Here is a 12,761-nt window from a genome sequence, read left to right as displayed (position 1 = left end):
AAGGTTTGTCTACGTCAGGTTTGCCAGAGGTCGATCTGTTGATCCGTACGAGCGGTGAATGTCGCATCAGTAATTTTATGTTATGGCAGATGGCGTATGCTGAGCTGTACTTTACTGAGCAGCATTGGCCGGATTTTGATGAGCAAAGCCTGGCAGATGCCGTTGCGTGGTATGTGAACCGTGAGCGCCGTTTTGGATGTACCGGCGAGCAGGTGCAGGCTTTATTACAAAAATAGTAGCAATAGACAGACAGCAGCACAGAAATGCTGAGTCGTTACTAACATATAATGAATAACGAGAGGACGCAGCTTGCTTAAGCAACGTATCATTACCGCACTTATCCTCGCGCCGTTAGTAATAGCAGGGATTTTTCTTTTACCTTTCCCTGCTTTTGTTTTCGCTATAGCCGCGATTACCATGGTCGGTTTTTGGGAATGGACACAATTTGTTGATGCAAAATCGCGCTGGGGCGCGATGTTAGTACCCGCTATTGCCTTAGGCGCATCAATCTTCTTTATGCCGACGGATGTAGAAAGCCTGTCTGTCCTGGCTCTATCGCATCAGTCTATGCTGTTGCTCGGTGGTGTTTGGTGGCTGGGTGCTTCCATGTTAACCATCACTTACCCTTCTAGTTCTTCGCTCTGGTCTAAAGCTACCTCTTTGAAGTACCTTTTTGGCTTGCTGACCCTGCTCCCTTTCTTCTGGAGTATCTTGATGCTCCGTGCCGTAAACTACGCCGAGTCGCCTTACCACGGTGCCAAGCTGGTGATGTTGGTGTGCTTCCTGGTTTGGGCGGCGGATACCGGGGCTTACTTCTCGGGCAAACGCTTCGGCAAACGCAAGATGGCGCCTGCCGTGAGCCCTAACAAGACAATTGAGGGGCTGGTTGGCGGTGCCGTACTGGCAGTGCTAGTGACTTGGGGAGGCGCAGCCTTGATGGATATTCCTTTTGTCAGCCTGGGCAGCCTGCTGGTGATTGCGGTGCTGACTGTGATTGCTTCTGTATTGGGCGATCTGGTCGAGAGCATGTTCAAGCGTGCCTCGGGCATCAAAGACAGCGGCAGTATCCTTCCCGGCCACGGTGGCGTGCTTGACCGAATTGATAGTCTGACAGCAGCCCTTCCTATTTTTGCTTTGCTTTACCTCTGGCTAGTATGATGTAGCTGGTTGTTGCTGTGTGGCGTCAGCCATAATGAAAGAGTGCTTACTAACCTGTGAGCCGCGGAGTGTGGCTAACCGCACAGCAGACTTGTCCAGCAGGGCAAACACAAGCTTAGCTGCCCCCTGTTTTACTGAGCAGCCTTTTATGGGCTGCTTTTCACGGCTAAATAAAGTGATTTTATGCGTAAGTTAACGATTCTTGGTGCGACTGGTTCTATCGGAAGTAGTACGTTGGCGGTAGCGGCACAAAACCCGCATTTGTTTGAGGTAGTTGCACTGGCCGCTGGGTCTAATAGCCAAAAAATGTTTGAGCTATGCCAGAGGTGGAAGCCGAAGTATGCCGCAATGGCTTCGGAATCAGCGGCATCTGAACTCGCCGTGTTACTGAAACAGCATAATATTCCAACCGCAGTACTCGCCGGTGTTGAGGGAATGTGTCAGGTGGCCGCCCTTGATGAAGTTGATACGGTAATGGCGGCGATTGTCGGTGCGGCCGGACTGCTGCCGACGATGGCCGGTGTAAAGGCAGGCAAGCGTATTTTGCTGGCCAACAAGGAAGCCCTGGTCATGTCCGGGCAGATGTTTATCGATGCCTGCCAGCAATACGGCGCAGAACTGTTGCCGGTCGATAGCGAGCATAATGCCATTTTTCAGAGCCTGCCTGCCGAGATTCAGCGTGCGATGGGGCATTGCGATTTGGCCAAACATGGTGTCAGCAAAATTTTGTTGACCGGCTCCGGCGGCCCTTTCCGCTATACTGATGTCTCGAAACTCGAGGCGGTAACTCCTGCCATGGCGATTGCCCACCCTAACTGGTCGATGGGCCCTAAAATCTCCGTTGACTCGGCTACCATGATGAACAAAGGGCTGGAGTACATCGAGGCGCGCTGGTTATTCAACGCCTCCCGTGAGCAGATGGACGTGATCATCCACCCGCAGTCTGTTATTCACTCTATGGTTCAGTACCAGGACGGGTCTGTGCTGGCGCAAATGGGGCTGCCTGATATGAGAACGCCTATTGCCTGTGCAATGTCCTATCCTGAAAGAGTAGAGGCAGGTGTAGCGCCGCTGGACTTTAGCAAAGTTGGCGAATTTACCTTCCTGCAACCTGATTTTAAGCGATATCCGTGCCTGAAGCTGGCGATGGATGCGTGTTATGCCGGACAGGCAGCCACAACCGCGCTCAATGCCGCCAATGAAGAGGCTGTCGCGGCGTTTTTGAATAATCAGCTAAGGTTTACCGATATTGCCAGTGTGAATAGCCAGGTTCTCGATCTGGCGCAAATGCGCGAGCCAACTGACTTGGAAAGCGTTATTGAGCTGGATAGAATGGCCCGGACATTAGCACACGAAGTGATTGGTAAGGTATCTGTATGATGGGTATTTTGTGGAACCTGGGTGCCTTTTTGCTGGCGCTGGGGATATTAATTGCGGTCCATGAGTTTGGTCACTTCTGGGTCGCTCGTCGCTGTGGCGTGTTTGTCGAGCGGTTTTCGATTGGCTTTGGTAAGTCCCTATGGCGTAAGGTCGGCAAGGACGGCACCGAGTATACACTGGCGATGATCCCGCTGGGTGGTTACGTCAAAATGCTGGACGGGCGTGTTGATGATGTGCCCGAAGAGAGAAAACACCTGGCTTTTAACAACAAGGCGCTATGGCAGCGCAGTGCGATAGTTGCGGCCGGTCCGTTGGCGAACTTTCTTTTTGCTATCTTTGCCTACTGGATTGTCTACCTCATCGGTGTACCGGCAGTACGCCCGGTAATTGGTGAAGTGGCTCCGCAATCTATTGCTGCCGAAGCAGGAATTAGTAATGGAATGGAACTAAAATCCATTTCAGGAATCAAAACCGCTGATTGGGAATCCGTTAACATGGCGATGATTTCCCATATCGGTGACAAAGAAATGGTTATTTCTGTCGTCGAGCCCGGTACTGAGTATGAAGTGCAGCGTACCCTTGATCTGACTAACTGGTCGTTTGATCCAGAACAGGAGCGGGTACTGACTTCCTTAGGGATTGTCCCTTACTCGCCAGCGATTACACTTGTTATTTCGCAACTTGTCGATGATGGCGCAGCAATTACCGCTGGATTAAAGTTAAATGACGAAATTGTCGCTATCAATGCTAAGCCGATAACGGAGTGGCAGCAGGTTGTTGATGCGATACGTTCACATCCGTCACAGGCGCTTGATATCGAAGTGTTGCGAGAAGGAAAGCCAGTCAAGTTAACGCTAACACCGAATGCCAAAGAACAGCGTGATGGTGAAGTGATAGGTTATGCAGGCTTTGCTCCCAAGGTTGAACCTTGGCCGGAGTCGTATCGGATTAATTTACAGTTCGGTCCTGTCGAAGCAGCCGGCAAGGCTGCAGAAAAAACCTGGCAACTGGTTACGCTAACCTTTGATATGGTAACCAAGTTGGTAACAGGTGATGTTGCGATAAAAAACCTGAGTGGCCCGATTTCGATTGCCAAGGGGGCCGGGATGACTGCCGATTACGGTGTAGTCTATTTCCTGGGGTTCCTGGCGTTGATCAGTGTGAACTTGGGGATTGTTAATTTGTTGCCGCTGCCAGTATTAGATGGTGGACACTTGATGTTCTTCGCCATTGAAGCGGTAACTCGTCGTCCTGTTTCTGAACGTGTTCAGGATATAGGCTACAGAGTGGGATCAGCCATTTTGGTTGCGTTAATGGCCGTAGCGCTATTCAATGATTTTACCCGCCTTTAATAAGTGCGTTTTTAGCAAGGAATAATCAGAACACTAATGGCGATGAAAAAACTGTTGGTCGCATCACTTTTACTCGGTAGTAGTGTTGCGCAGAGCGCGGAACAATTTGTAGTTGAAGATATTCGTTTCGAAGGCTTGCAGCGCGTGACGCTGGGTGCGGCATTGTTGACTATGCCGGTCCGAGTGGGTGACGATGTTGATGAGCGTGATGTCTCGGAAATGATTCAGGCGCTTTTTGCTTCTGGCAATTTTGAAGATATTAAAGTCTACCGTGATGGCAATGCACTGTTAGTTAAAGTCCTCGAGCGCCCGACGATTGCCAATATTACCTTCTCTGGCAATAAAGCTATCAAAGAAGAGCAGCTTAAAGAAAACCTTGATGCCTCGCGCATTATGGTGGGCGAAGCGCTGGACAGAACGACCCTGAGCAAGATTGAAAAAGGGTTGGAAGATTTTTACTACAGTGTCGGAAAGTACAATGCAACGGTAAAGGCGGTTGTTACCCCGTTGCCGCGTAACCGTGCTGACCTGAAGTTTGTCTTTACCGAAGGTGTGTCGGCGAAAATTCAGCAAATCAACTTTATTGGTAATGATGTTTTTACTGATGAGGAGCTGCAGGATAAGTTTAACCTCCAGGCCGAAGTTCCATGGTGGAACTTCCTGGCTGATGAGAAATACCAGAAGCAGGTACTGGCCGGCGATTTGGAAACATTGCGCTCGCAATACCTGAACAGTGGTTACCTCAAGTACAAGCTTGATGCGACTCAGGTTGCAATCTCTCCGGACAAGAAAGGTGTGTATATCACGCTGAAAATTGACGAAGGCAAGCAGTACAGTGTGAAGGACGTGAAGTTCCGTGGTGATCTGGCCGGCAAAGTCGGTGATCTTGACAGCCTGGTGACTATCAGTGCCGGGGAAGTTTACAACGGTGCCAAAGTGACGGCGTTGGAAGAAGCGGTCAAGCGTAAGCTGGGCGAGCTGGGCTATGCCTACCCGCAAGTGACGACTATTCCGGACTTTGACGACTTAAACCAGCAGGTTGTACTGACGATCAATGTCGATCCGGGCAAGCGTATCTACGTCCGCAATATTACGTTCTCGGGTAACACATCGACCAAGGACGAGGTGCTTCGCCGTGAGATGCGCCAAATGGAAGGCAGCTGGTTGAACTCGAAGTCTGTTGAGCGCGGTAAAGAGCGTCTAAGCCGTACCGGCTTCTTTGAAAACGTTGATGTTCAGACGGTACGCGTTCCGGGTACCGATGATCAGGTCGATATCAAGTACAACGTCAAAGAGGCCAACGCCGGTAATATTAACTTCGGTGTGGGTTACGGTACCGAATCGGGCATCAGCTTCCAGGCGGGGATCCAGCAGGATAACTTCCTGGGTACCGGTAACCGTTTCGGTATCAATGCGATGATGAACGATTACCAGAAGAACATCAGCCTGGAATACCGCGATCCGTACTTTACCCTCGACGGTATCAGCCTCGGCGGTAAGATCTACTACAACGAGTTCGAGGCGTCGGATGCCAACATCTCTGACTATACCAACCAGAGCTATGGTACCAGCCTGACATGGGGCTTCCCGTTCGATGAACTGAACTTCTTCGAATTTGGCCTGGGTTACGATCATAACAAGATCTCCAATACTCAGGAATATGCCCAAATCGAGAAGTTCAAGGCTATCCACGGTTTTGACCGTGGCGACAATGTGATTGAACTGGACGACTTTGACTGGTCGGTGTCCTGGACCCGAAATAACCTTAACCGTGGTTATTTCCCGACGGCAGGTAACCATCAGCGTGCCTCGTTCCGGATGACAATTCCGGGCTCCGATGCCCAGTATTTCAAGGCACAATATGACGTTCGCCAGTATTTCCCGCTGAACGAAGGTCATGACTTCAGCTTATTGCTACGCGGTAAGCTGGGATATGGTAATGGTTACGGTACGACCGATAACGGTAGTGATCAGCTATTGCCATTCTATGAAAACTTCTATGCCGGTGGTTTCTCTACCCTGCGTGGCTTCCGTTCCAATACTGTTGGTCCGAAAGCCGTTTATGTTGGTGGTTGTGAAGCTGGCGGGATCAGCGGCGGTGGTAACAACAACTGTGCCACGGGCACAGATGATGCCGCTGGTGGTAACGCAACAGCCTTGGCCAGTGCCGAGCTGATTGTTCCGACGCCGTTTGCGTCGGAGGAAGTCCGTAACCAGATCCGAACCAGTATCTTTGTCGATGCCGGTACCGTTTGGGATACGGAATATGATGTAGCTAGCGGTGACGGCCGATATCTGGATGACTATTCCGATCCGTCATTGATCCGTGCTTCATACGGTGCCGCCCTGCAGTGGATGTCACCGATGGGACCGCTCGTATTCTCGATTGCTCGTCCGATCAAGAAATACGATGGTGATGATGAAGAGTTCTTTACCTTCACTATTGGACGAACATTCTAAAATTTGAGGAGATACTTTTGAAACAGTGGATTAAAGCGGCAGGGCTTAGCCTGGTAATTCTGTCTTCATCGATGTACGCACAGGCAGCTGAAGCGGCACAAAAAGTAGGCTATGTCGCAACTGGTCAGGCTATGGCTCAGTTGGCAAAACGTTATAATGTGGCGGAAAAGCTGCGCGGTGAATTTAAAGATCGTATTGACGAGCTGCGCGGTATTGAAAGTCGCATGAAAACCAAAGTAGACAAGATGAAGCGTGACGGCGAGCTGATGAGTGCTAGCGATCGCACTAAGCTACAGCGTGAAATGGCTTCACTTGAGTCTAACTATAAACTGAAAGCCAAGGCGTTGCAGGAAGACCAGCGTCGCCGTAGTGCAGAAGAAGAGCAGAAACTGGTTCAGAAAATCCGTAAGGCCATCCAGGATGTTGCCAAGCGTGAAGGTTATGACATAGTTATCGATGCCAATGCAGTTCTTCATGCGAGCCCGAAAGATGACTTGTCTTCTAAAGTGATCTCTGCAGTTAAATAAACGGTAATTATTCAGCCCTGCTGATATCTGCCTGAGCCGAAAGTGCACGATTGAATTGTTGTGATCTGCACTTTCGTCTTGTTTTATATGATGGGTATTTGGTGCTGAACAACTACAAAGAAATAAGGTAAATAATGGCTGGAATTACTCTTGCTGAAATAGCAGCGAAACTGGGTGCAGAGCTACGTGGCGATGGCACCGTAGTGATTGAATCTATCGCAGGTATGGATCAGGCCGGAGAAGGGCAGATTACGTTCTTGTCTAGCAGTAAATACCGCAAGCACCTAGCGCAGTGCAAGGCTTCGGCGGTGATGCTGAAAGAAGGAGATCTTTCTTTCTTTGAAGGCAATGCCTTGGTAATGAAAGACCCGTATCTGGGCTATGCCTTGATCGCTCAGCTATTAGATACCACCCCTGTAGCCGCTACTGATATTGCATCATCAGCATTTGTTGCCGATGATGCCGTTATCGGCGAGGGCGTAGCTATCGGCCACAATGCGGTGATTGAATCCGGTGCTCAGCTGGGCGATAACGTACAAATTGGCCCAGGCTGTTTTATCGGTAAAAATGCCGTGATCGGTGCCGGTACCAAACTGTGGGCCAACGTGACTATTTATCACAATGTCGTGCTGGGTGAACAGTGCCTAGTTCAGTCTAGTACTGTGATTGGTGCAGACGGGTTCGGCTACGCGAATGACAAGGGCGAGTGGGTGAAGATCCCGCAGCTTGGTTCGGTCCGAATTGGTAACCGTGTCGAAATCGGTGCCTGTACTACCATTGATCGAGGTGCGCTGGATGACACTATTATTGAAGATAATGTGATCATCGATAACCAGATGCAGATCGCCCATAATGTGCAGATCGGATATGGTACCGCAATGGCGGGTGGTACTATTGTCGCAGGCAGTACCAAAATTGGTAAATACTGTATTATAGGCGGTGCGTCTGTACTCAATGGCCACATTGAAATTGCAGACGGCGTGACGATTACCGGTATGGGAATGGTGATGCGTAGTATCGAGGAGAAAGGTATGTTCTCGTCAGGTATCCCATTGCAGCCAAACCGCGAGTGGCGTAAAACAGCGGCTCGGGTAATGAAAATAGACGAGATGAACAAGCGTCTTAAAACCGTTGAAAAGAAATTGGAAGAAAACAGCTAATTGCTGCCGATTTCATTGCTGAAACAGGCCTGCACTCCGTGTAGGCCGTTTTGCGTTAAAGTTATACAGTATTTTAAACTTACTTAGACAGGAATTCAGTTTTGACTAGCGAGAACAAAACGCTAAATATCACAGAGATTCAAGAGCTTCTTCCACACCGTTACCCGTTTCTTATGATTGATCGCGTAACCCATTACGAAGAAGGCAAAACGCTGACCGGTATCAAAAATGTATCTGTCAACGAACCTCAGTTCACGGGTCACTTTCCTAAGATGCCGGTATTCCCTGGCGTGATGATCCTTGAAGCAATGGCTCAGGCAACCGGCCTGCTGGCGTTCAAGACCTTTGGTGCACCGGCTGAAAACGAGCTGTACTACTTTGCCAGCATCGACAATGCAAAATTCCGCAAACCGGTAGGCCCGGGTGATCAGCTGGTGATTGAGGTTGAATTCCTGAAAGAGCGCCGCGGTATTGCTATGTTCAATGGTGTAGCAAAAGTTGACGGCGGTGTGGTGTGCTCTGCTGAGCTAAAATGCGCGAGACGAGAGTTCTAATGATTCACGAAACGGCACAAATTCACCCTTCGGCGATTATCGAAGAAGGCGTTAAGATTGGCGCCAATGTTAAAGTTGGTCCATTCAGTTATATCGGTGCGGACGTCGAAATCGGCGAGGGCACTGAAGTCATGTCTCACGTCGTGATCAAAGGCCCGACGACAATTGGCCGCGAAAACCGAATTTTTCAGTTCGCGTCCATTGGCGAAGAGTGTCAGGATCTGAAATACGCTGGTGAGCCGACCCGCCTGGAAATTGGTGATCGCAATACTATCCGCGAGAGCGTGCAGATGCACCGTGGTACCATTCAGGATAACGGCATCACCAAGGTGGGTAACGACAACCTGTTCATGGTTAATGTGCATGTTGCCCATGACTGTGTGATTGGTGATCGCTGTATTTTTGCCAACAACGCGACGCTGGCAGGCCATGTGACCATCGGCGATCACGCGATTATTGGCGGTATTACGGCAATCCACCAGTTCTGTACGATTGGTGCTCACTGTATGCTGGGCGGCGGTTCGATTGTGGTTCAGGATGTCCCTCCATACGTGATGGCGCAGGGTAACCACTGTGCACCGTTCGGCATTAATGTCGAAGGTCTGAAGCGCCGCGGTTTCGAGAAAGCCGAAATCCGTGCTATCCGCGCTGTGTACAAAGAGCTGTACCGCTCGGGCAAAACATTGGCTGAAGTGAAGCCGGTTATTGAAGAGATGGCCAAAGAGCATCAGGCTGTCGAACTGTTTACCGAGTTCTTCGAAAATTCAACACGCGGTATTATTCGCTAATTATGACGAAGCCACTTCGAATAGGAATTGTCGCCGGGGAAATCTCCGGCGATATTTTAGGTGCCGGTTTTATTAAAGCTGTCAGAGAGCAATACCCGGATGCCGAGTTTGTCGGCATTGCTGGTCCGCGTATGCAGGCCGCAGGGTGTGAAACGTTGTTTGACATGGAAGAGCTGGCGGTCATGGGGATTGTTGAGGTCTTGGGCCGTCTGCCGCGCCTGTTTAACGTGAAGGCGGAGCTGGTGAAGTACTTTACCGACAACCCACCGGACGTGTTTGTCGGCATCGATGCCCCGGATTTTAATTTGCGCCTTGAGCTGGATCTCAAGCAGCGCGGGATCAAGACGGTTCACTATGTCAGTCCGTCAGTATGGGCCTGGCGCCAGAAACGGATTTTCAAAATCGAAGCGGCAACCAACCTGGTGTTGGCCTTCCTGCCGTTTGAGAAGGCCTTTTATGACAAGTTCAATGTCCCTTGCGAGTTTGTTGGTCACACGATGGCTGATGCCATTCCGTTGCAGACGGATCAGCAGGCAGCCAGGGAGCTGCTCAACCTCGATAGCAACAAACGCTGGCTGGCGGTATTGCCGGGTAGCCGCGGCAGCGAAATGGGGATGCTGGCGGCACCGTTTATCGAAACCTGCCGTTTGCTCAAGCAGAAGCACCCGGACTTGGGCTTTGTCGTTGCGCTGGTGAACCAGAAGCGCCGTGAGCAGTTCGAGCAGGCATGGCAGGAGACTGCACCGGAGCTGGATTTTGTGCTGGTTGATGATACGGCGCGAAATGTGATGACGGCTTCTGATGCAGTATTACTGGCGTCGGGCACTGTGGCGCTCGAGTGCATGCTGGTCAAGCGCCCGATGGTCGTCGGTTACAAGGTTAAACCGCTGACAGCCTGGCTGGCAAAGCGGATGCTGAAAACCAAGTATGTCTCGCTGGCCAATATTCTGGCTGATCGCGAGCTGGTGCCGGAGCTGCTGCAGGATGACTGTACACCCGACAAGCTCTGTGCTGAAGTCGATCGCTTCCTTGGCTCGAATAACAGCGAGCTGATGAATGAATTTACCCGTCTGCATCAACTTATCAAGTGTGATGCGGATAAGCAGGCAGCCACTGCTGTCCTGAAACTGATAGATAGATAAATGGCAACCATTCTAGAACCCTTTGAGTACCCGCAGGCCAACCTAATTGCCGGCGTTGATGAAGTTGGTCGAGGTCCGCTGGTCGGCGCCGTGGTAACAGCCGCAGTGATCCTGGATCCGAACAACCCGATTGAAGGGCTGACGGATTCCAAAAAGCTGAGCGAAAAGAAGCGCAACCTTCTGTTCGATGAAATTAAAGAAAAGGCGCTGGCATGGTCGCTGGGTCGCTGCGAGCCTGAGGAAATTGACCAGCTGAACATTTTGCAGGCCACTATGGTAGCGATGCAGCGTGCGGTCGCTGGCCTGACGACACAGCCTGATTACGTGCTGGTTGATGGCAACAAAGTGCCGGAATTGCCGATGGCGGCGCAGCCGGTTGTGAAAGGCGATTTGCGGGTTGCTGAAATCAGTGCGGCTTCAATTCTGGCCAAGGTCACCCGGGATAGGGAAATGGAAGCGCTGGATGCCCAGTATCCGGACTATGGGTTTGCCAAGCATAAGGGCTACCCGACCAAAGCGCACTTTGAAGCACTGGAGAAGCTGGGCGCAATCGAGCAACACCGTAAGAGCTTCAAGCCGGTAAAACGGATCCTGGGTATCGATTGATTTTATCCCCGGGCAGCTTCACGTTGTTGGCCTAATGAGTATCGCCTCAATCATTAGGCCACATTCGGTGATGATTCTGGCCCTTTGAGCTATAATCCTCGCTTAATTATCAAGAACACATCAAATCTGGTTAGTCATGGCTGAACCTCGCTTTATTCATCTACGTGTCCACAGTGATTTCTCAATGGTGGACGGTCTGTCCAAGGTCCCACCGCTGGTTAAAAAAGTCGCGGCAATGGGGATGCCGGCAATGGCGTTGACCGACTTTACCAACCTGTGTGGTTTGGTGAAATTCTACTTTGCAGCCCATGGTGCTGGCGTGAAGCCGATTATCGGCGCAGACTTCAAGGTCCTGTCTGAGGAGATGGGCGAGGAGCTGGCGGATCTGACCATATTGGCAGCAGATAACGACGGCTATCAGAACCTGACTATGCTGATTTCCAAAGCCTATCAGCGTGGTCATGTCCAGCATTTACCTGTGATGGACAAAGAGTGGCTAATTGAGCACAAGAAAGGGCTGATCCTGCTTTCTGGCGGTAAAAGTGGTGATGTCGGCAAGGCACTGCTTAAAGGCAACCAGCAGATGGTTGAGCGCTGCGTTGAGTTTTATCAGACCTATTTCCCGGATAGCTACTATCTTGAATTGGTCCGCACCGGTCGCGCCGACGAAGATGCTTACCTGCATTTTGCTGTAGAGCTGGCCGAGCAGGCAGAGTTGCCGGTCGTGGCAACCAACGATGTCAGGTTGTTGTCCGAAGATCAGTTTGACGCCCATGAAATCCGCGTTGCGATCCATGACGGCTATACCATGGCGGATCCTAACCGCCCTAAACTGTATAGTGCGCAGCAGTATCTGCGTAGCGAAGAGGAAATGTGCGAGCTGTTCTCGGACATTCCCGAAGCGCTTGAAAACAGTGTTGAAATAGCTAAGCGCTGTAATGTGACGGTACGTCTGGGCGAATACTTTCTGCCTAACTTTCCGACCGGTGAAATGACTATCGAGGACTTCCTGATCAAGGAGTCGCAGGAAGGCCTGGAACGCCGTCTGGCTTTCCTTTTCCCGGATGAGGAAGAGCGTGCCAAACGCCGCCCGGAATACGACGAGCGTCTGGATGTCGAGCTGAAAGTGATCAACCAGATGGGTTTCCCCGGCTACTTCCTGATCGTTATGGAGTTCATCCAGTGGTCTAAGGATAACGGAGTACCGGTAGGACCGGGACGTGGTTCCGGTGCCGGTTCACTGGTGGCTTACGCTCTGGATATTACCGATCTGGATCCGCTGGAATTTGACCTGCTGTTCGAACGATTCCTGAACCCGGAGCGTGTCTCCATGCCTGATTTCGATATCGACTTCTGTATGGACAAGCGTGATCTGGTTATTGACCACGTGGCGGAAATGTACGGCCGCGATGCAGTATCGCAGATCATTACTTTTGGTACCATGGCGGCGAAGGCGGTTATCCGTGATGTTGGCCGGGTACTGGGCCACCCTTATGGCTTTGTCGATCGAATTTCCAAGCTGGTTCCGGCTGAGCCCGGCATGACACTGGCAAAGGCCTTTGATGCCGAGCCACAGTTGGGTCAGGTCTACGAGGCTGACGAGGAAGTCAAAGATCTGATTGATATGTGTCGGA

Annotated in this window: 12 protein-coding genes; all 12 read left to right on the top strand. The window is 50.9% G+C overall.

The window, feature by feature from the left end; genetic code table 11:
- On the top strand, window positions 1-236 hold a 236-nt coding region (locus tag MHN01_RS06130), incomplete at its 5' end, for an undecaprenyl diphosphate synthase family protein (RefSeq protein ID WP_239410512.1).
- A 73-nt stretch (window positions 237-309) separates the two neighbouring features.
- Entirely contained in the window at window positions 310-1,158 is an 849-nt protein-coding gene (locus MHN01_RS06125; protein ID WP_239410511.1) for a phosphatidate cytidylyltransferase, read from the top strand.
- 183 nt (window positions 1,159-1,341) lie between these two features.
- The gene (ispC, locus tag MHN01_RS06120; protein WP_239410510.1) at window positions 1,342-2,538 is read left to right on the top strand and encodes a 1-deoxy-D-xylulose-5-phosphate reductoisomerase; all 1,197 of its coding nucleotides are present in this window, start codon (window positions 1,342-1,344) and stop codon (window positions 2,536-2,538) included.
- Window positions 2,535-3,890 (top strand): sigma E protease regulator RseP, encoded by a 1,356-nt coding sequence (gene rseP, locus MHN01_RS06115; RefSeq protein WP_239410509.1) that lies wholly within the window; start codon window positions 2,535-2,537, stop codon window positions 3,888-3,890. Before ispC ends, rseP begins: the two co-directional genes overlap by 4 nt.
- Window positions 3,891-3,926: 36 nt before the next feature.
- On the top strand, window positions 3,927-6,350 hold the full coding sequence (gene bamA / locus MHN01_RS06110) for an outer membrane protein assembly factor BamA (RefSeq protein WP_239410508.1): 2,424 nt from the start codon (window positions 3,927-3,929) through the stop codon (window positions 6,348-6,350).
- Between the two features lie 17 nt (window positions 6,351-6,367).
- Entirely contained in the window at window positions 6,368-6,877 is a 510-nt protein-coding gene (locus MHN01_RS06105) for an OmpH family outer membrane protein (protein WP_239410507.1), read from the top strand.
- Between the two features lie 134 nt (window positions 6,878-7,011).
- Window positions 7,012-8,037, top strand: coding sequence for a UDP-3-O-(3-hydroxymyristoyl)glucosamine N-acyltransferase (gene lpxD, locus MHN01_RS06100; protein ID WP_239410506.1), 1,026 nt, complete (start codon window positions 7,012-7,014; stop codon window positions 8,035-8,037).
- A gap of 101 nt (window positions 8,038-8,138) precedes the next feature.
- Window positions 8,139-8,591 (top strand): 3-hydroxyacyl-ACP dehydratase FabZ, encoded by a 453-nt coding sequence (gene fabZ, locus MHN01_RS06095; RefSeq protein WP_075762723.1) that lies wholly within the window; start codon window positions 8,139-8,141, stop codon window positions 8,589-8,591.
- The gene (lpxA, locus tag MHN01_RS06090) at window positions 8,591-9,379 is read left to right on the top strand and encodes an acyl-ACP--UDP-N-acetylglucosamine O-acyltransferase (RefSeq protein ID WP_239410505.1); all 789 of its coding nucleotides are present in this window, start codon (window positions 8,591-8,593) and stop codon (window positions 9,377-9,379) included. Before fabZ ends, lpxA begins: the two co-directional genes overlap by 1 nt.
- A 2-nt stretch (window positions 9,380-9,381) precedes the next feature.
- Window positions 9,382-10,521 (top strand): lipid-A-disaccharide synthase, encoded by a 1,140-nt coding sequence (gene lpxB / locus MHN01_RS06085; RefSeq protein ID WP_239410504.1) that lies wholly within the window; start codon window positions 9,382-9,384, stop codon window positions 10,519-10,521.
- Window positions 10,522-11,127 (top strand): ribonuclease HII, encoded by a 606-nt coding sequence (gene rnhB / locus MHN01_RS06080; protein ID WP_239410503.1) that lies wholly within the window; start codon window positions 10,522-10,524, stop codon window positions 11,125-11,127.
- Between the two features lie 136 nt (window positions 11,128-11,263).
- The coding region (dnaE, locus tag MHN01_RS06075) for a DNA polymerase III subunit alpha (protein ID WP_239410502.1) at window positions 11,264-12,761 on the top strand (1,498 nt) is incomplete at its 3' end.

It is taken from the genome of Photobacterium sp. OFAV2-7 (assembly GCF_022347985.1).
GTDB lineage: Bacteria > Pseudomonadota > Gammaproteobacteria > Enterobacterales > Vibrionaceae > Photobacterium.
Note: the sequence above shows the minus strand (reverse complement) of the source record. Positions and strands in the feature narration are given on the sequence as shown.

What these genes read in the sequence shown, in the direction of transcription:
- rnhB (WP_239410503.1), top strand. Translation starts at nt 10,522, where the DNA reads ATGGCAACCATTCTAGAACCCTTTGAGTACCCGCAGGCCAACCTAATT.
- rseP (WP_239410509.1), top strand. Translation starts at nt 2,535, where the DNA reads ATGATGGGTATTTTGTGGAACCTGGGTGCCTTTTTGCTGGCGCTGGGG.
- lpxB (WP_239410504.1), top strand. Translation starts at nt 9,382, where the DNA reads ATGACGAAGCCACTTCGAATAGGAATTGTCGCCGGGGAAATCTCCGGC.
- ispC (WP_239410510.1), top strand. Translation starts at nt 1,342, where the DNA reads ATGCGTAAGTTAACGATTCTTGGTGCGACTGGTTCTATCGGAAGTAGT.
- bamA (WP_239410508.1), top strand. Translation starts at nt 3,927, where the DNA reads ATGGCGATGAAAAAACTGTTGGTCGCATCACTTTTACTCGGTAGTAGT.
- lpxD (WP_239410506.1), top strand. Translation starts at nt 7,012, where the DNA reads ATGGCTGGAATTACTCTTGCTGAAATAGCAGCGAAACTGGGTGCAGAG.
- lpxA (WP_239410505.1), top strand. Translation starts at nt 8,591, where the DNA reads ATGATTCACGAAACGGCACAAATTCACCCTTCGGCGATTATCGAAGAA.